The organism is Nonomuraea sp. NPDC003754, assembly GCF_053605785.1.
On the sequence record NZ_JBSGJX010000054.1, the window covers coordinates 17210 to 35490 of the forward strand.

Consider the following 18281-nt stretch of genomic DNA (forward strand, 5'->3'; position numbering starts at 1 on the left):
GGGCCCGCCGATGCCGCCGAGGGCTACTGAGGGCCGCCGAGGGTCACTGAGGAGGGTCGCTGAGGGTCCGCCGATGGCCGCCGAGACGGGCCGGCCCGCATAACGAGTGGCGCAAGACGTGCCGGGTCACTCCGGCCATCGGACATCATGGTCAGTGTGACAAGTGAGGCACCTGACGCGGACGACCGGTTGAAAGTTTCCGGAAAGACCGCCGCAAGCGGCAAGGCCGACGATGACGCCATGCCAACCCCAGGCGCCACACCCACTCTTGCCGACCGGCTGCGCCGGGATCTGCGGAACCCCCTGTTCCTCCAGGCCTACGCGCTCATGATCAACACCGGGATCACCGCCGTGCTCGGGCTCGGCTACTGGTTCCTGGCCACGAAACTCTACTCGCCCGCCGCCTTCGGCGAGGGGCAGACGATGATCAGCGCGATGCGCCTGTTCTCCTCGCTGACCGGACTGGCGTTCGTGGGGGCGATGGCGCGGTTCATCCCCGTGGCGGGCCGCCGCACCTCGGAGTTCGTGCAGCGCGGCTACGCCGTGGCGGGCGCGACGGGTGTGGTGGCGGCGCTGGGCTTCCTGCTGACGCTCCCGCTGTGGGGCCCGGCCTACGCGAGCCTCGGCGGGCTCGGTCCCGGGCTGTTCTTCCTGGCCTCCGTGCTGGTCTGGACGATCTTCACGCTCCAGGACGTGACGCTGGCGGGCCTGCGCAAGGCGATCTGGGTGCCGGCCAACAGCCTGGCCTTCGGGCTGGTGAAGATGGCGATGCTGGCCGGTCTGGCCTTCGCCCTGCCCGAGGGCGGCCTGTTCGGCGGCATCTTCCTGTCGTGGATCATCCCGACCGCGATGGCGCTGATCCCGATCAACTGGTTCATCTTCAGGTACGCCATCCCCCGCCACGTCAGGGAGAACGCCGGCGACCCGCCCCGGCTCCGCGAGATCGGCAGGTTCCTGGCCGGAGACTTCCCCGGCGCGCTGTCGCTGCTGCTGACCCTCTACCTGGTTCCGGTCCTGGTGGCCGCCTGGCTCAACAACGCCACGGTGTTCGGCTACTTCTCGGTCACCCACACGCTGGGCTGCATGATCGGCCTGCTGGCCGCCAACATGGCGGTCTCGCTCACCGTCGAGGGCGCGTTCAAGGCCGAGGAGCTGGCCCGCAGCGTCCGCAACGCGCTGCGCCGTACCGTGGTGATCATCGTGCCGATCGTGGCGATCGCGGCGCTGGGCGCGCCGCTGATCCTGTCGGTCTTCAGCGCCGAGATGGCCGAGGCCGCCGCGCCGCTGCTGCGGCTGATGGCGCTGTCGGTGCTGCCGGGCATGCTGATCGAGATCCACCTCAGCACGCTCAGGGCCATGAGCCAGGCCAGACGGCTGGCGATCGTGCAGATCGGGCTCGCGGGGCTGATGCTGGGCCTGATCGGCGTCCTCTTCCCCGTCGCGGGGATCACCGGCGTTGGTTATGCGGTGCTCGCCGCCAATGCCGTCGTCGCGCTGGCGGTGGTGCCGCATCTGCGCAGAGTTGCCGCAGTTTCCTAACAAGGATGGGTATGTTCCAGCTTGATATGAAACGCTCTACCTTCTCGGTCATCCGCCCGGCTGAGCTCGGTGAGAGCGAACTGACCGCCTGGCGTGGGATGCAGGCGGCCCAACCGCATCTGGCCAACCCCTTCCTGAGCCCCGAGTTCACGATCGCGATGGGTGAGGTGAGCAAGGCGGCGCGGGTCGGCGTCATCAGCGACGGCGAGGGCATCGCCGGATTCCTGCCGTTCGAGGTCGGCGCGGGCGGCGTGGGCGCCGCGATCGGCTCGTGGGTGTCGCTGTGCCAGGGCGTCATCCACCGGCCCGGCGCCGACTTCGCCGCCGACACGCTGCTGAAGGGGCTGGGCCTGCACGTCTGGGAGTTCGGCTGCCTGGTGGAGCGCCAGCCGTGGTTCCACCCCTACGAGACCCTCTCGCAGCAGAGCGTCGTGCTCGACCTGTCGGACGGCTACGCCGCCTACGCGGCCGGGCTGGCCAAGCGCTCGTCGAAGTTCTACAAGAGCACCCTGTACAAGGAGCGCAAGCTCGGCAGGGACTTCGGGGAGGTCACGTTCGACTTCGCCGCGCGCGGCGCCGACGACTTCCGCGTGCTGCGCGAGTGGAAGTCGGCGCAGTACCGGCGCATGGGGCGCGCCGACAGGTTCGGGCAGTCCTGGGTGGTGGAGCTGGCCGAGCGGCTGCACGCCATCGACTCGCCCACCTTCGCCGGCCCGCTGTCGATGATGTACGTCGACGGCCGTCCGGTCGCCGGGCATTTCGGGCTGCGCTCCGACACGGTGCTCATCGGCTGGTTCCCGGCCTACGATCCCGAGTTCGCCAAGTACTCCCCCGGCCTCATCCAGCACCTGCACATGGCTGAGGCCGCCGCCGAGATCGGCATTCGCTCCCTCGACCTGGGCATCGGCACCAACTCCGAGTACAAGGACGCGCTGCGCAGCACGGGCGCCCCCGTGGGCGAGGGGGTGGTGCGCCGCCGCACGATGGGCGCCGCGCTGCACCGCATGCGCCACGAGCCCGTCCGCCGGGTGCGCCGGCTGATCCTGGAGTCCCCCCGGATCTACGGCGCCGTCGACAAGGTGCTGCGCGCGTACGGCAGGCGCCGGTGATGCGCGACAGGGCCGGCCAGGACTGCATCCACGTGCCGTCGGGCCGGTTCGCCCTCTACCTGGCGCTGCGCCACTGGTTCAAGCCCGGCGACACGGTGCTGCTCGCGCCCACCAACTGCGAGATCGTGCTGTTCATGGTGCTGGCGGCCGGCCTGACGCCGGTGCTGGCGCCGGTCTCCTGGCGCGACGGCAACATCGACGTGCCCGCCGTCGACTGGACGGGCGTGTCGGGCGTGCTCACCACCCACCTGTACGGCCAGCCCGACCGGATCGCCGAACTGCGACAGGCCTGCGCGCGCCACGGCGTCACGATCATCGACGACGCCGCCCACGCCATGCTGACCACGGTCGACGGGCGGCTGGCCGGCACGTTCGGGGCGGCGGGCGTCTACAGCCTGGCCAAGCACGGCCGCGCGATGTCCGGCGCCTATCTGACCTGCGCCGATCCGGCGGACCTGCGGACGCTGGCGCAGGCGAGGGACGACCTGCTCGTGCCGGGACGCCAGCTGGCCGCCGTCCTGCGGCCGGTGATCAGGGAGACGATCTACCGCACCGGGCTGGTGCGCCCGATCTGGCACGCGCTCAAGCGCCTGGGCCTGATGACCTGGACGGGGCACCGCCTGCCGTCCAGGGAGCCGGAGCTACGGGCGGCGCTGGCCGCGCGCGGGACGGGCCCGGCTGCCGACGCCGCGCTGCTGTCCGCCCTCGACTACTGGCTGTCGATCGACCAGGCGGACTGGCGGATGCGCCACGGTCCGCTCGTGCGCCGCTACCAGGACTCCAGGTTCCGGGTGATCGACCGCGAGCGGGAGGCGCGCCTGGCGGGCGTCCGGCTGCTGCGCGACACGCCCTGGGCCGCCGAGGGGGTGCGCCACGCCGAGCCCCAGCCGCTGCTGCGGGTCCCGCTCGTGGTCGAGGACAGGGACACCGTCGTCGCCCGGCTCGAACAGCGGGGCGTGGTGCCCGGGTTCATCTACGACCCGCCGCTCCACGACTATCTCGACCTGGTGCCGGCCGGGCCGAACCCGGAGGCCGCGCGCTGGTGGACGAGCCATGTGCTGCCCGTCGACCCGCTGCGCGCGCGTCGGATCGCGGGGCTGCTGGCCGAGCTGGAGGTCCGGCCCGCCGTACCGCCGCCCATGTGACCCCGGGCGTGGCTGGCGTGGGTCCATGCCCGGGGCGAATGGCGTTCACATCCATCCGGGGGGCGCCATTCCCGCCGGTCAGACCTGAGAAAGAAAAAGCCTGTCGGCTTGGACCGTTTTCTTTCTCGCGAACACCACAAAGGTAAATGGCAATTCACGTGTCCGCCACAGAATAAAATCTGGTCCGTGCGCAGATTATCCGCCGCCGAACGCCGCCTGTGGCGGGCCTTTCCCACGGGGGCGTGGGTGGACCTGCGCACGGGCGACAGGGAACTCGACGACCCGGCGCAGGCCGATCGCTGGGGCCGCGAGCGCGAGGTGCGGGCCGAGGTGATCGCCGCGCTGCTGCTCGGCGCGGTCGAGCGCACCCCCGGCCGGGTGGCGGGGGTACGGCTGGCGGGCGCCAGGGTGGTCGGCGCCCTCGACCTGTCCGGCGCGACCATCGACGCCACCCTCTACCTGCTCAACTGCCACCTGGCCGAGCCCGTCGACCTGTCCGACGCCACCGCCAGAGGTGTCCGGCTGCGCGGCTGCGAGCTGGCCAGGGTCAAGGGTTCGCGGATGAAGGTGGACGGCCTGTTCGAGCTGGACGGCTCGACGGTGCACGCGGGCGTGCGCCTGGACAACGCGCGGGTGGAGGGCCAGTGCCGCCTGTCCAGGACGACGATCACCGCGCCGCTGCCGCGCACCTCGACCTCGGAGTCGGCCCACGGCGACGTCCGCGAGCCCGAGGGCGGCGTCACTGACACGATGCACGAGTGGGCGCTGTGGGCGGGCGGCCTGTCGGTCGGCGGCGGCACCTTCCTGCGCGGGCTGCGCGCCCACGGCGACCTGCGGCTGATCGGCGGTACCTTCCCCGGCGGCCTCTACCTGGAGGGCGCGCACGTCGGCGCGGTCAACGCCGACTTCATGACCGCGGGCACCGCCGAGCTCAGCGCCGGCTTCAGGGCGGACGGCACGATCAGGATGCGCGGCGCACGCGTCGACGGGGTGCTGTCCTTCCACCATGCAGAGCTTCGTGCGGAGGGCCGGGCGCTGCACCTCAGCCACATGCAGGCGGACGAGGTGATCATGCGGCCCGACGTGATCGAGGGCGAGGTCAACTTCGGCTACTCGCGCTTCGGGGTGCTGCTGGACTCCCCCGACGCCTATCCGGGCGCGGTGCTGCTCAACGGCCTGACCTACGAGTCGCTGCGCGGTCCCTGGTCCCTGGCCGAACGGCTCGGCTGGCTGGGCCACGACCCCGGCGGGTACCGGCCGCAGCCGTACGAGCAGCTGGCCTCGTGGTACCGGCGCATCGGGCACGAGCCGGAGGCGCGGCGGGTGCTGCTGGCCAAGCAACGGCGGCGGCGCGGCACCCTGCGGCCGGCGGGCAAGGTGTGGGGGCGGCTGCTCGACGTCATGGTGGGCTACGGCTACCGCTCGTGGCTGGCGGGTCTGTGGGCGGCGATCCTGCTGACCGCGGGGACGGTCATCTTCACCCGCGTTCCGCCGGTCCAGGTCGACCCTGACCAGGTGCGCACGTTCAACGCGTTCGTCTACTCGCTCGACCTGCTGGTGCCGGTGAGTGTGTTCGAGGTGCGCGGCGCGTACGAGCCGGCCGGGTGGACGGCCTGGGTGGCGTGGACGCTGGTGGTCTCAGGCTGGGTGCTGGCCACCGCGCTGATCGCGGGCGCCACGCGGGTCCTTCGGCCAGCCTCCGGGGCCTGAGTCGGCGAAGGCGCCGTAGGAGGAGCTCTCCACCCGGAAGCGGGGCAGCGCGTGCGGGTGGTGGGCCTTCAGGTAGGCCACGAGGTGCTCGCGGGCGTCGGCCTTCAGGTCCCAGACCGAGGCCGAGTCGGCCGCGCTCATCAGTGCCCGCAGCTCCACCAGGCCGTTGGGCAGGATGTCGGTGACCTGGAGGGTCCAGTCCTTCTGGTCCCACAGCGGGTGGTCCTTGATGAAGCGGTGCAGTTCCTCGCGCAGCTCCGGTACGGGCACCGACCAGTCGACGCGGAAGTAGACGTGGCCGATGACCCTGCTGCCGTGCCTGGTCCAGTTCTCGAACGGGTTCTGGGTGAAGTAGGAGACGGGGAAGACCAGACGCCGCTCGTCCCACGAGCGGACCACGACGTAGGTGAGTGTGAGCTCCTCGATCCTGCCCCACTCGCCGTTGACCACCACCACGTCGTCGAGCCGCAGCGCGTCGCTGAAGACGAGCTGCAGCCCGGCGAGCATGTTGCCGATCGTGGACTGCGCCGCGATGCCGACGATCGCGCCGGCGATGCCGGCCGAGGCGAGCAGTCCGGCGCCGAGCGCGCGCACCTCGGGGAAGGTGAACAGCGCGGCGCCGAAGGAGATCACGATGATCACCGCCGCGGCGGCCCTGCGGACCAGCGCGATCTGCGTTCTGGCCCGCCTGGCTCTGCGGTTGTTCTCCTCGACCTGTTCGAGCCGGTCGAGGACGACGTCGGTGACCGCGTAGGCGGCCTGGATGAGCAGCCAGGTGAACGCGGCGATGGTGAGGATGCCGGTGAGACGCTCGACGATGGGCAGTGCCGCGCTGCCGACCATGCTGGGCACGAACGCGGTGTTGAAGGCCACCACCGACGCCACGGCGAACGCCGGCCAGGTGCACCTGCGCACCAGATGCCCGACGAAGTCCCAGGTACGGGCGGCTCTCAGGAGGAGCCTGCGAACCAGCTCGACGCAGACGACCGCTCCGAGGACGGATGCGATCAGGATGAGCCAGTTCACCGGCGCCACGATCATGCCCCCTAATGTCTCAGAATGTCTCGTCGAAGGTCACATTGCCCTCGACCGCGACCTGGTATGCCGACACCCTGCGCTCGAAGAAGTTCGCCAGCTCCTGCACGTCCTGCAGCTCCATGAACGCGAAGGGGTTGGCGGTTCCGTACCTGACGGGCAGGCCGAGACGGCGCAGCCGCTGATCGGCCACGTACTCAAGGTACTCGCGCATCTGCTCGACGGTCATTCCCGACATGCCATCGCCGCACAGGTCACGGGCGAAGGCCAGCTCGGCCGCCACCGCCTCCTCGATCATCCTGGTGACCTGCTCGCCGAGCTTGTCGTCGAACAGGTCGGGCTCCTCGGCGCGCACGGTGTCGACGACGCTGAAGGCGAACTCCATGTGCATCGACTCGTCACGGAAGACCCAGTTGGTGCCGGTGGCCAGGCCGCCGAGCAGGCCGCGGGAGCGGAACCAGTAGACGTAGGCGAAGGCGCCGTAGAAGAACAGGCCCTCGATGCAGGCGGCGAAGCAGATCAGGTTGAGCAGGAAGGCCCGGCGGTCCGCCCTGGTCTCCAGCCGCCGCAGGTCGGCCAGGGAGTCGATCCAGCGGAAGCAGAACTCGGCCTTGTCGCGGATGGAGGGGATGTTGTCGACGGCGGCGAAGGCCTTGACGCGCTCGTCCGGGTCGGGCAGATAGGTGTCGAGCAGCGTCAGGTAGAACTGCACGTGCACCGCCTCCTCGAACAGCTGCCTGGACAGGTACAGGCGGGCCTCGGGGGCGTTGACGTGCTGGTAGAGGTTGAGCACGAGGTTGTTGGCGACGATCGAGTCGCCGGTGGCGAAGAAGGCGACCAGCCGGTTGATGAGATGGCGTTCCTGGGGCGTCATCCTGGCCAGGTCGGCCAGGTCGCTGTGCAGGTCCACCTCCTCGACCGTCCAGGTGTTGCGGATGGCCGCCCGGTAGCGCTCGTAGAAGTCGGGGTAGCGCATCGGGCGCAGCGTCAGGTCCATGCCGGGGTCGAGCAGCACGTAGTTCTCCTTGCGGTGGGTCGTCGTCGGCGCGGCGGGCGAGGGCCTACTGGCAGGCTTCGCAGATCTCGGGGTTCTCCAGCGAGCAGGCGACAGCCTCGCTCACCGTGAAGGCGGGCTCTGGGGCGGGCTGAGCGGTCGCCTGCACGGTCGTCTGGGCGATCCTCGTCGCCGGGCGCGAGCGCAGGTAGTAGGTGGTCTTCAGCCCCTGCTTCCAGGCGTAGGCGTACATCGACGACAGCTTCCCGATCGTCGGCGTGGCCATGAACAGGTTCAGCGACTGCGACTGGTCGATGTACGGCGTCCGCGCCGCCGCCAGGTCGATGAGCGCCTTCTGCGGCAGCTCCCACGCGGTCCGGTACAGCGTCTTGAGCTCGGCCGGGATCCCGGGGATGTCCTGCACCGACCCGTCGGCCCGCTTGATCGCGTCGCGCATCTCCTGCGTCCACCGCCCGAGCCGCTGCAGGTCGGCGACCAGATACCGGTTGACCTGCAGGAACTCGCCGGACAGGGTCTCGCGCTTGAAGACGTTCGACACCTGGGGCTCGATGCACTCGTAGCATCCGGCGATCGAGGCGATCGTTGCGGTGGGCGCGATGGCGATCATGAGGGAGTTGCGCAGGCCGGTCCGGTCGATCTTGGCGCGCAGGGCCGTCCACGCGGGCGAGTCGCCGGCGCCGAAGTGGTCGGGGTGCAGCACCCCCTGGGCCGCCCTCGTGTCGCCGTAGGAGGGGTGGCGCCCGCGCTCGACGGCCAGGTCGGCGGAGGTGTCGTAGGCGGCCAGCGCGATCTCCTCGGCGATGCGCGTGGACAGCGCCAGCGCCTCGGCCGAGTCGAACGGCAGGCGCAGCGAGAAGAACACGTCGGCCAGACCCATCACGCCGAGCCCGATCGGCCGCCACCGCAGGTTGGCGGTCTCGGCCTCCGGCGTCGGGTAGAAGCCCAGGTCGATCGTCTTGTCCAGGAAGCGCACCGCGGTCCGCACGGTGGCCCGCAGCCGGGCCCAGTCCATCGAGCCGCCGGCCAGGTGCGCGGCCAGGTTGATCGAGCCGAGGTTGCAGACGGCGGTCTCGCCGTCGCTGGTGACCTCGAGGATCTCGGTGCAGAGGTTGGACAGGTGGATGACGTTCTCCGGGCGCGCGGTCTGGTTGGAGGCGCGGTTGGCGGCGTCCTTGAAGGTCATCCAGCCGTTGCCGGTCTGCGCGAGCGTGCGCATCATCCGGCCGTAGAGGGTGCGGGCCGGGATCTGGCGGGTGTGCAGGCCGGCCGCCTCCGCGGCCCGGTAGGCGTCGTCGAACGCCTCGCCGTACAGGTCGGTGAGGTGCGGCACCTCCTTGGGGTCGAACAGCGACCACACCTGGTCCGCCTCGACGCGGCGCATGAACTCGTCCGGCACCCAGTTGGCGAGGTTGAGGTTGTGGGTGCGGCGGGCCTCCTCACCGGTGTTGTCGCGCAGTTCGAGGAACTCCTCGATGTCGGCGTGCCAGGTCTCCAGGTAGACGCAGGCCGCGCCCTTGCGGCGGCCGCCCTGGTTGACGGCGGCGACACTGGAGTCGAGCGTGCGCAGCCAGGGGACGATGCCGTTGGAGTGGCCGTTCGTGCCGCGGATGAGCGAGCCCCGGGAGCGGACCCTGGTCCAGGCGATGCCGATGCCCCCGGCGTACTTCGAGAGCCTGGCGACCTGGCCGTAGCGCTCGTAGATGCCCTCGAGGTCGTCGCGCGGCGAGTCGAGCAGGAAGCAGGACGACAGCTGCGCGCGGCGCGAACCCGAGTTGAACAGGGTGGGCGAGCTCGGCAGGTAGGACAGCGTGGACATCAGGGCGTACAGTTCGGCGGCCTCGGCGACCGAGGCGGAAAGGCCGCACGCCACGCGCAGCAGGAAGTGCTGCGGGCGCTCGAGCACGCCGCGCGTGTCGGGGTGGCGCAGCAGGTAGCGGTCGTAGACGGTGCGCAGCCCGAAGTACTCGAACCTGTCGTCGGCGCTCTCGTCCACCAGCGCGTCGAGGGCGGCGGCGTGGGCGGTCACGAAGGCGGCCAGCCCGTCCTGGAGCAGGCCGGCGGCGTGGGTGGCCGCGATCGACTCGGAGAAGGTCCGCACGCCGTGCGCGGCGGCCTCGTCGGCGATCTCCTCGGCCAGCAGCCTGGCGGCCACCCTGGAGTTCTCCGGATCGGCGATCACCCTGGCGGCGGCCTCCTCGATGGCCAGCCGGCGATCCACCTCTACGGTCTGCGTCACGCTCTCTCCTCGCGAGCTCGGCCTCGTGAGGGCAGGCGAGAGCGCGCGGGCATGCCGCGAGGCCCCCCGGCCCTCCCTCGAGGCCATGGACAGGTCACACCGCTGGCAGGTCTTCGGACTCGCGGGCGTTCGTCAGCTTCCTACTGGCCGTCGCTTCCCAGGCCATGGGCCCAGTGCGTCGTGACGGCGGTCGTTCCCGCTCACCGCTGCGGGGCAGCGCCGGATTCGCACCGGCTTCCCTTTTTGCTCCGCCCTGATCGGGCGAACCAGCGACGAGCAGGATCCTACATCTAGTGGCCGCGGGCGCAACTACCCCAACATGTCGATGAGGCCGAGGTCCTTGAGCACCTCACGGGTCCGCTCGGTCTCCGACCCGAGCCACACGCCGAAGTCGCCGCCGCTGAGGGGAATCGGCTTCCACCCTCTCGTACGGCACGCATCCGCCCACTGCCGGGACCCGGTGATCTCCTCGAGGATCGCGACCGCCTGGGCGTGCTCGCGCTCGGTCATCTCCCCCGGCCCGAGCACCCCGCACCAGTCGGCGAAGTCGACCCGCACGCCCGACTCCAGCAGCGTCGGCGCCTCGATGCCGTCGACCGGTTCGGCGGAGGAGACGGCCAGCACCCTCACCTGGCCCTTGTCGATGCGCTTGCGCCAGTCGCCGAGCGGCCCGGCGGCGACGGCGGCCCGGCCCACGAGCAGCGCCGCGGCCGCGTCGTGCGTGGTGGGATAGCCGGCGTAGTCGAGCACCCTGGCGTCGGCGCCGAGCCCGCGCGCGACCAGCCCGAACAGCAGGTGGTCGGTGCCGCCCTGGGGCCGGCCCGCCAGCACCGTGGCGCCCGGGTCGGCGAGCAGCCGCCCGGCGAAGTCGTCGAAGCCGCGCAGCAGCGAGGCGGCGGGCACGACCAGCACCTCGACGTCGCCCACCAGCCTGGCCAGCGGGGTGCCGGCCGCCTTGGAGCCGTTGCGCAGGGCGGTCGCGAGAGCGGGCAGGCCCGTCACGGTCAGCGAGGTCCCGCCGTCGGCGACGCCGCTGTATCTGAACTGGCCCGCCAGGACCTTCGCGACGGGGATCCACGCCTCTCCGCCCGGCACGACGGTGAAGCTGGCTCCCTGCCGGGGGACCGTGGCGCCGCACCCGGCCAGGCACGCCAGCGCGGCCACCGTCCCCGGCACGAACGCTGCCACGAACTCCCGACGGCGCATGCGCGCCCCTCCCCGTCGCCCCCAACCCTTGTACAGGATGTTATTGGATGATCACCTTGCGTCACACCTCGGGGGTGGCGGGCAGGTCGGCGGGAACGGCGAGCAGCCGGATGTGGAGGGGCCTGGCCTCGGGCGGGGCGTCGGCGGCCCGCCGGCTGTACTTCTTCAGCAGCAGGATGTACTCCTCGAAGAAGTCCTCCAGCTCGTCCAGCCGCATCCGGCCGAGCGCGCGCGACACCTTCACCCAGGCGGGGTCGGCCTGGTAGGCGGCAGGCAGCTGCTCCAGGAGGATCCGCTTGTCCTCCTCCAGCCCGATCCGGTGGAACTCGGCGAGGACCGGGCGGTCCTCGGGGGCGAGCTGGGCGGGCAGCGGCAGCCTGATGTCGCCCGTCTCCGCCCTGCGCCACCACCGCTCGCGCCCGGTGGACCGCTCGGGGATCTCCTCGATGAATCCGTACTTCTCCAGCTGGCGCAGGTGGTAGCTGGTCGTCCCGGTCTTGGCGTCGAGCAGCGAGCCGAGCGTCGTGGACGTGGCCGGGCCGTGCAGGCCGAGGTGGCGCAGCATGGCGCGGCGCATGGGATGGGCCAGGGCCTTCAGCTTGCCTGGATCGTCCAGAACCCAGGGCTCGTCATCCTTCATGACGATCACCCTAGTACTCCAGAAGGATTTCTGCAGACATCTCTTTGCCGAGAGTTCTCTGCAGACTATCTTCGGCAATATGACGCGATTCGTGAAGACAGTGGTTCCGGCGCTGCTGGCGCTCTTAGCGGCACTCGGCCTGGCCGGGGCGGCTCAGGCCGCGCCCTCGGCCGCGCCCCCGGCCCCGCCCGCCGTACCCGTGCCCGGCGATCTGGCGGCGACGGAGGTGAGCTTCGCCGGCAGCGGGCTCACCCTGCACGGCACGGTCCTGGCCCCCAGGAACCGGCGCGGCGCGCTGCCGGGGATGGTGCTCGTGCACGGGGCCGGCGCCGGCACGCCCAGGACCAAGCTCATGACCGAGGCCGTGGAGTTCGCCAGGCGCGGCATGGCGGTGCTGGTCTACGACAAGCGGGCGGCGGGCTACTCGACCTTCCGGCGCTCCTACTCGCAACTGGCCGACGACGCGCTCGGCGCGGTGGCGGCGCTGCGCCGGCAGACCGGGGTGGACCCGGGCAAGGTCGGGCTCTGGGGGCTCAGCGAGGGCGGATGGGTGGTGCCGCTGGCCGCCTCCCGCTCCCGGGACGTGGCGTTCGTCGTGCTGGTCGGCGCCAACTCCCTCGAGCCGCTGCGCCAGCAGTCGTGGGCGGTCATGGCGGGCCTGCGCAAGGCGGGCGTGTCCGGGGCCCTGCCCGGCAGGGCGATCCCCACGCTGTACCGGGCGATCTCCGCGGGCGGGCTGTTCCCCGAGCCGTGGCACGACCCGCTGTCGGTGCTGCGCGCTGTCCGCCAGCCGGTCCTCGCCATCTGGGGCACCCACGACCTGCTCACCCCGCCGCGGGAGAGCCCGCCGCTGATGGCGCGGGCCCTGGCCGAGGGCGGCAACGAGCACGTGACGCTCCGGCTGTTCCCCGGCGCCGAGCACGCCGCCCACCTGACCCCCGACGGCGGCGTCACCCGGCTGCCCGAACTGGCCCCCGGCTACGCCGACCAGGTCGGCTCCTGGGTGTCGGACGTCGCCACGGGCCGGGCGCCGCGGACGAGCCCGCCGCCCGACGCCCCCCGGGCGCACCAGGCCTCGGCGACCGTCGCGGTGCCGCCGCCCGCCTGGTGGGAGTCGGCGCCCGTGCAGACCGCGGCGCTGCTGCTGTTCCTGACCGCCTTCCTCGGCTACCCGCTCACCGCGGCCGCCCGCCGGATCAGGGGCCTGGCCACGGCTTCGGGCGCACGGGGATCCCGCGAAGGGGCCTCCGGCGCAGGGCGTCCAGGCGCGGCCGCCTCCGGCACAGGGCGTCCGGGCGCGGCAGCCTCCGACACAGGGCGTCCGGGCGCGGCGGCCTCCGACACAGGGCGTCCAGGGGCGGCGGCCTCCGGCACCGGAAGATCCGGGGCGGAGGAATCCGGCGCGAACGAAGCCGGGGCGCGGTGGGCCGGGGCGCGGTGGGCCGGGGCGGGCGGATCCGGCGCGAGGGGAGCCGGGGCGGCGCCGAGGGTGCTGGCGGCCTCCGGTCTGGTCGTGGTGCTCGGCGGCTTCGCGTACCTGACCTACCTGATCATGACCGGTGGCAAGCTGGCCCAGCCCGGCCCCGTGCTGGCGGGACGGCCCGTGCTCTGGCTGGCGTTGCAGGCGCTGACGGTGACCGTCGCCGTCACCACCGTCCTGACCGCCCGCGCCTGGCGCGCGGTCGAGCGGCGCGCGGAGCGGGTACGGCTCGGCCTGCTCGTCACGGCGGGCGCCGTGATGATCCCCTGGGCCCTCTACTGGGGCCTGCTGCTGCCGTGAAAGCGGCAGGCCGTCCGGGGGGCGGGCCGTCCGGGGGGCGAGCCGTGCCGGGGTGCAGGCCGTGCCGGGGTGCAGGCCGTGCCGGGGTGCAGGCCGTGCGGCTGCGCGGGCGCCCGGCCCCGCACGGCCGCACGGCCGCTCCGCCCGCACGGCCGCTCCGCTACTCGACCGTGACGCTCTTGGCCAGGTTGCGCGGCTTGTCGACGTCGCGCTCCAGGGCGACCGCCGCGTGGTAGGCCAGCATCTGCAGCGGGATGGTGAGCAGGATCGGGTCGAGCTCGATCTCGTTCTTCGGGATCACGATCACGTCGTCGGCCAGCTTGGCCTCGGGCTCGCGATGGCCGACCATGAGCACCCGCCCGCCGCGCGCCCTGATCTCGCCGAGCGTGGTGAGGTTCTTGTCGAGCAGCTCGTCGTCGGGCACGATCGCCACCGTCGGCAGCTCGGGGCCGATCAGCGCGAGCGGCCCGTGCTTCAGCTCGCTGGCCGGGTAGGCCTCGGCGTGGATGTAGGAGATCTCCTTGAGCTTCTGCGCGCCCTCGCGGGCCACCGGGTAGCCGCGCACCCTGCCGACGAACATCATGCTCGGGTGCCCCGCGTACTTCCTGGCCAGCTCGGCGATGCGGTCGCCCTGCTGGAGGATCTTCTCGATCTGCGCGGGCAGCTCGCGCAGCCCCTCGACGATGCGGCGGCCGTCGGCCGGCGACAGGTCGTGCACCCGGCCGAAGTGCAGGGCCAGCAGGGCGAAGGCGACCGCGGTCGAGGTGAAGGCCTTGGTGGAGGCCACCGACACTTCGGGGCCCGCGTGCAGGTAGATGCCGCCGTCCACCTCCCTGGCGATCGCGCTGCCCACGGCGTTGACGATGCCGATGACCCGCCCGCCCTTGCGCTTGAGCTCCTGGACGGCCGCCAGCGTGTCGTAGGTCTCGCCGGACTGGCTGATGGCGACGTAGAGGGTGTCGGGGTCGACGACCGGGTTGCGGTAGCGGAACTCGCTGGCGGGCTCGGCGTCCGCGGGGATGCGGGCCAGCTCCTCGATGAGCTGCGCGCCGATCTGGCCGGAGTAGTAGGCGCTTCCGCAGCCGATGATCTTCACGCGGCGGAAGGAACGGGTCTCGCGGGCGTCCATGTTGAGGCCGCCGAGGTGGGCGATGTGGAAGCGCTCGTCGAGGCGGCCGCGCAGGGTCCTGGCGATCGACTCGGGCTGCTCGGAGATCTCCTTGAGCAGGTAGTGCTCGTAGCCGCCGGTGTCGTAGTGGCCCGCGTCCCAGTCGACGGTCAGCGGCTCCTTGGCGGTCTCGCGCCCTCCGCTGGCGAAGGTGTGGAAGCCGTCGGCGGTCAGGACGGCCAGCTCGCCGTCCTCGAGGTGGACGACCTGGCGGGTGTAGCGGACGAGGGCGGCCACGTCGGAGGCGGCGAACATCTCCTTCTCGCCGAGGCCCAGGACGATCGGGCTGCCGTTGCGGGCGACCACGATCTCCTTGGGCCGCTCGGCGTCGACGACCGCGATGCCGTAGGTGCCGACGATGCTCTTGAGCGCCTTCCTGACCGCCGCCTCGAGCGTGTCGGTCTCGGTCACCGTACGGGCGATCAGGTGCGCGAGCACCTCGGTGTCGGTCTCGGAGGCGAAGGTCACGCCCTCGGCGACGAGCCTGGCGCGCAGCTCGTCGGCGTTCTCGATGATGCCGTTGTGGACGACCGCGATGCGCTCGTCGGACGACAGGTGGGGGTGGGCGTTCTCGTCGCTCGGCACGCCGTGGGTGGCCCAGCGGGTGTGCCCGATGCCGAGCGCGCCCTTGAACCTGGCGGGTACGGCCTTGGCCAGGTCGGCCACGCGTCCCTTGACCTTACGCAGCTTGAGGCCCTTGTTCGAGACCACCACCCCTGCCGAGTCGTAGCCGCGGTACTCCAGGCGCTGAAGCCCCTCCAGCAGGATGGGCGCGGCATCCTTGCTGCCGACATAGGCGACGATTCCGCACATGGGCCAACCTTCCTATCCGTAGACGATCCTGCGCAGCTGGCGCAGCGACAGCTCGGGAGCCGCCACGCGCCGCACGGGTAGTTCCGCCGCGATCCTCGGGAAGATCTCGTCGTTGGTGAGGCCGCGAGACTTCAGCTCGCCGTGGCGGCGCCGTACGAACTCCTCGACCGGCTCGGAGAAGTAGGCCACCACGTCGGCCACCACGCGCGCCGCCTCACCGGGGTCGAGCTGGCTCGTCCTGGTCAGGTGCGCGATGAGGTCCTCGTAGGGATGCACAGGGCAGGACACTACGCATGGATCACACGACACGCCAACATCCTGCCCGAAATCGGGCAGGAATTCGCTCGATCGGATACGACACGCCGAAGGGCGGGATGCCCGCAAGCCCCGTAGGCGCTGACAACGCGCGCAGAGATCGCCATACCCCTCGAAAACACGAGCCACATGCCCTTTACGCTACGTAATTGACTGGTCCCGCATCGCAGGGGGTTCTCATGCTCTTCTGGGCCGCCGCACTTCTCGTCGCGCTCGCCCCAGGAGGGGCGCAGGAGGATTTCCGGGCCGCGGCCAAGGAGTACGGCGTGCCGGAGAGCGTGCTGCTCGGGGTCTCCTACCTCGAGTCGCGCTGGGACTCCCACGACGGGCGGCCCAGCGTGTCGGGCGGTTACGGGCCGATGCACCTGGTGGACGCGGAGGCCGTCCCGCAGGAGGGGCATGACCACACGGGCGACCCGCGCGGCGACGACGCGCGCCCCATGCGCATCGCCCCCGCGCACCCGCCCGCACACCCCGGCGCCCGCTCCCCCACCGCCACCCGTGACGCAGCCGCCGGTGACGCCGCCGCCGGTGACTCCTCCTCCGGTGACTCTGCCGCGGGTGACTCTGCCGCGGGTGACACCGCCACCAGTGACGCCGCCGCCGATCAGGACGCGCCGACCCTGCAGCGGGCCGCGCTGCTGACCGGGCTGCCCACCGAGACGCTGCGGCGCGACCGGGCGGCCAACATCCGGGGCGGCGCCGCGCTGCTGGCCGACCGGCAGCGCAGGCTCGGCGCCCCGCTCAGCGCCGAGCCCACCGCCTGGTACCAGGCCATCGCCGCCTACGCCGGCCCGTCCTTCGCCGGCGAGGTGTTCGAGGTGCTGCGCGAGGGCGCCGAGCGCCGCACCGACGACGGCTCGCTGGTCCGCCTGCCGGCCGCCCCCGTGCCGGTGTTCAGGACGGCGTCCGCCGCGAACACCGAGTGTCCCGCCACCCTGGCCTGCGAGTGGATGCCCGCCGCCTACAAGCGCTTCGGCAAGGACGACTACGGCAACCACGACAGGATGCGGACCGAGCGGCCCATCGACTACATCGTGATCCACGACACCGAGGGCTCGTACGGCGGTATCCCCACGCTGGTCAAGGACCCCAAGTACGTCAGCTGGCACTACACGATCCGGTCCGGCGACGGGCACGTCGCCCAGCACGTGGCGACCAAGGACGTGGCGTGGCACGCGGGCAACTGGGACGTCAACACCCGCTCGATCGGCATCGAGCACGAGGGGTTCATGGCCAGGGGCGGCAGCTGGTACACCGAGGCGATGTACCGCTCCTCCGCCCGGCTGGTGCGCTACCTGGCGAACAAGTACGACGTGCCGCTCGACCGGGCGCACATCATCGGCCACGACAACGTCCCAGGCGCGAGCGCCTCGGCCATCCCCGGCATGCACAACGATCCCGGGCCCTACTGGGACTGGGCGCGCTTCTTCGCCATGATGGAGGCCCCCCTCGGCGACGAGGCGGAGGACGGCAGGTCCGTGGTCATCAAGCCCGACTACGACGCCCACCGGCCCGACTTCGTCGGCTGCGTCCGCAAGCGTCCCGCCAAGCTGTGCGAGCCGCAGGGCGCCGCCAGCGTCTGGCTGCACACCGAGCCGCGCGACGACGCGCCCCTCGTCGACGACGTCGGCAAGCGGCAGAAGGGCGCCTCCACCTACAGCGTCTACGATCACAGCGCCCGCGCCAGCGCCGGCCAGCGCTACGCCCTCGCCGACACCAGCGGCGACTGGACGGCCATCTGGTACCTCGGCCAGAAGGCCTGGTTCCGCAACCCTCCCGACCAGCCCACCGCCGTCCGCGCCGCGGGCCCGCTGGTCACCCCCGTCCACGACCAGGTCAAGGTGTACGGCAGGGCCTACCCCGAACGGTCGGCCTACCCGCCGGGCGTGCGCTTCCAGGAGCTCACGCCGCTGCCGTACCGGCTGGGCAGGGGGCAGCTCTACTCGCTCGGGCAGACGGTCAGGGGCACCTATCTGGCGGCGTCGCATTTCAACCCGGCCAAGCATGTCATGGTGCGCGGCAGGATCCGCTACCACCAGATCCAGCTCGGCCACCGGATGATGTTCGTCAAGGCCGACGACGTGCGGATCGTGTCATGAAAGTCGGGCCCCCGCACCTCGCTGCGCACACGCACTCTCCAAAGGCGATATGGTTTTCCCGTGGCCGACGAGCACATCGCCGGATCTCACGCGGAAGTGGCTCAGTGGTAGAGCATCACCTTGCCAAGGTGAGGGTCGCGGGTTCGAATCCCGTCTTCCGCTCGGAGCACGATCTCCTGGTGGAGTGGCCGAGAGGCGAGGCAGCGGCCTGCAAAGCCGTCCACACGGGTTCAAATCCCGTCTCCACCTCGGGCGTCACGCGGAACCTCACGGATCCGCTAAAGTAGGTAAAGCGCCATGCGGAAGTGGCTCAGTGGTAGAGCATCACCTTGCCAAGGTGAGGGTCGCGGGTTCGAATCCCGTCTTCCGCTCTGAGTGACAACTCGATACGGACGATTAGCTCAGCGGGAGAGCGCTTCCCTGACACGGAAGAGGTCACTGGTTCAATCCCAGTATCGTCCACCACGC

Annotated in this window: 13 protein-coding genes, 4 tRNA genes and 1 riboswitch; of the genes, 10 read left to right on the top strand and 7 right to left on the bottom strand. The window is 71.4% G+C overall.

Annotated features, from left to right (window positions below; genetic code table 11):
- Positions 1-240: 240 nt before the first annotated feature.
- The 4 genes from ACWEVS_RS40665 to ACWEVS_RS40680 all read left to right on the top strand — a co-directional run bounded on the left by ACWEVS_RS40665 (position 241) and on the right by ACWEVS_RS40680 (position 5503).
- Complete coding sequence (locus tag ACWEVS_RS40665; RefSeq protein WP_452556146.1) at positions 241-1539, top strand: lipopolysaccharide biosynthesis protein; 1299 nt, start codon at positions 241-243, stop codon at positions 1537-1539.
- Positions 1540-1565: 26 nt separating this feature from the next.
- Positions 1566-2648: a GNAT family N-acetyltransferase gene (locus ACWEVS_RS40670; protein WP_354922536.1), complete on the top strand. Its 1083-nt coding sequence runs from the start codon at positions 1566-1568 to the stop codon at positions 2646-2648.
- Entirely contained in the window at positions 2648-3793 is a 1146-nt protein-coding gene (locus ACWEVS_RS40675; protein WP_452556147.1) for a DegT/DnrJ/EryC1/StrS family aminotransferase, read from the top strand. The genes ACWEVS_RS40670 and ACWEVS_RS40675 overlap by 1 nt, the downstream gene beginning before the upstream one ends.
- Before the next feature lie 186 nt (positions 3794-3979).
- Positions 3980-5503 carry a hypothetical protein gene (locus tag ACWEVS_RS40680; protein ID WP_452556148.1) on the top strand — a complete coding sequence of 508 codons (1524 nt, stop codon included), beginning with the start codon at positions 3980-3982 and terminating at the stop codon, positions 5501-5503.
- On the opposite strand, the gene ACWEVS_RS40685 is transcribed toward ACWEVS_RS40680, so the two are convergent.
- The 5 genes from ACWEVS_RS40685 to ACWEVS_RS40705 all read right to left on the bottom strand — a co-directional run bounded on the left by ACWEVS_RS40685 (position 5432) and on the right by ACWEVS_RS40705 (position 11635).
- Positions 5432-6544 carry a mechanosensitive ion channel family protein gene (locus ACWEVS_RS40685; protein WP_449927708.1) on the bottom strand — a complete coding sequence of 371 codons (1113 nt, stop codon included), beginning with the start codon at positions 6542-6544 and terminating at the stop codon, positions 5432-5434. The two genes, ACWEVS_RS40680 and ACWEVS_RS40685, sit on opposite strands and share 72 nt — an antisense overlap.
- Before the next feature lie 13 nt (positions 6545-6557).
- Positions 6558-7553, bottom strand: a complete 996-nt coding sequence (locus tag ACWEVS_RS40690; protein WP_354922548.1) for a ribonucleotide-diphosphate reductase subunit beta — start codon at positions 7551-7553, stop codon at positions 6558-6560.
- A gap of 46 nt (positions 7554-7599) precedes the next feature.
- Entirely contained in the window at positions 7600-9789 is a 2190-nt protein-coding gene (locus ACWEVS_RS40695) for a ribonucleoside-diphosphate reductase subunit alpha (RefSeq protein ID WP_452556150.1), read from the bottom strand.
- Between the two features lie 87 nt (positions 9790-9876).
- A riboswitch (cobalamin riboswitch) is annotated at positions 9877-10075 on the bottom strand.
- Between the two features lie 23 nt (positions 10076-10098).
- Positions 10099-10995 (bottom strand): tripartite tricarboxylate transporter substrate-binding protein, encoded by an 897-nt coding sequence (locus tag ACWEVS_RS40700; RefSeq protein ID WP_354922553.1) that lies wholly within the window; start codon positions 10993-10995, stop codon positions 10099-10101.
- Between the two features lie 61 nt (positions 10996-11056).
- The gene (locus ACWEVS_RS40705; protein ID WP_449927700.1) at positions 11057-11635 is read right to left on the bottom strand and encodes an ArsR/SmtB family transcription factor; all 579 of its coding nucleotides are present in this window, start codon (positions 11633-11635) and stop codon (positions 11057-11059) included.
- Positions 11636-11714: 79 nt separating this feature from the next.
- Here ACWEVS_RS40705 and ACWEVS_RS40710 point away from each other — a divergent pair, with 79 nt between their 5' ends.
- Positions 11715-13415, top strand: a complete 1701-nt coding sequence (locus tag ACWEVS_RS40710; protein WP_452556153.1) for a CocE/NonD family hydrolase — start codon at positions 11715-11717, stop codon at positions 13413-13415.
- 160 nt (positions 13416-13575) lie between these two features.
- On the opposite strand, the gene glmS is transcribed toward ACWEVS_RS40710, so the two are convergent.
- Both glmS and ACWEVS_RS40720 read right to left on the bottom strand, forming a co-directional pair.
- A complete protein-coding gene (gene glmS, locus ACWEVS_RS40715) occupies positions 13576-15396 on the bottom strand; it encodes a glutamine--fructose-6-phosphate transaminase (isomerizing) (RefSeq protein WP_354922561.1) in 1821 nt (606 codons plus the stop codon).
- 12 nt (positions 15397-15408) lie between these two features.
- Positions 15409-15672 carry a hypothetical protein gene (locus tag ACWEVS_RS40720; protein WP_354922564.1) on the bottom strand — a complete coding sequence of 88 codons (264 nt, stop codon included), beginning with the start codon at positions 15670-15672 and terminating at the stop codon, positions 15409-15411.
- 218 nt (positions 15673-15890) lie between these two features.
- On the opposite strand from ACWEVS_RS40720, the gene ACWEVS_RS40725 reads away from it, so the two are divergent.
- From ACWEVS_RS40725 to ACWEVS_RS40745, 5 genes are all read left to right on the top strand, one after another.
- Positions 15891-17813 (top strand): N-acetylmuramoyl-L-alanine amidase, encoded by a 1923-nt coding sequence (locus ACWEVS_RS40725; protein WP_452556155.1) that lies wholly within the window; start codon positions 15891-15893, stop codon positions 17811-17813.
- Between the two features lie 90 nt (positions 17814-17903).
- Positions 17904-17975, top strand: a tRNA-Gly gene (locus ACWEVS_RS40730).
- Positions 17976-17991: 16 nt separating this feature from the next.
- Positions 17992-18062: transfer RNA gene (locus tag ACWEVS_RS40735), tRNA-Cys, on the top strand.
- Between the two features lie 50 nt (positions 18063-18112).
- A tRNA-Gly gene (locus ACWEVS_RS40740) sits at positions 18113-18184 on the top strand.
- Between the two features lie 19 nt (positions 18185-18203).
- A tRNA-Val gene (locus tag ACWEVS_RS40745) sits at positions 18204-18278 on the top strand.
- Positions 18279-18281: the final 3 nt, after the last annotated feature.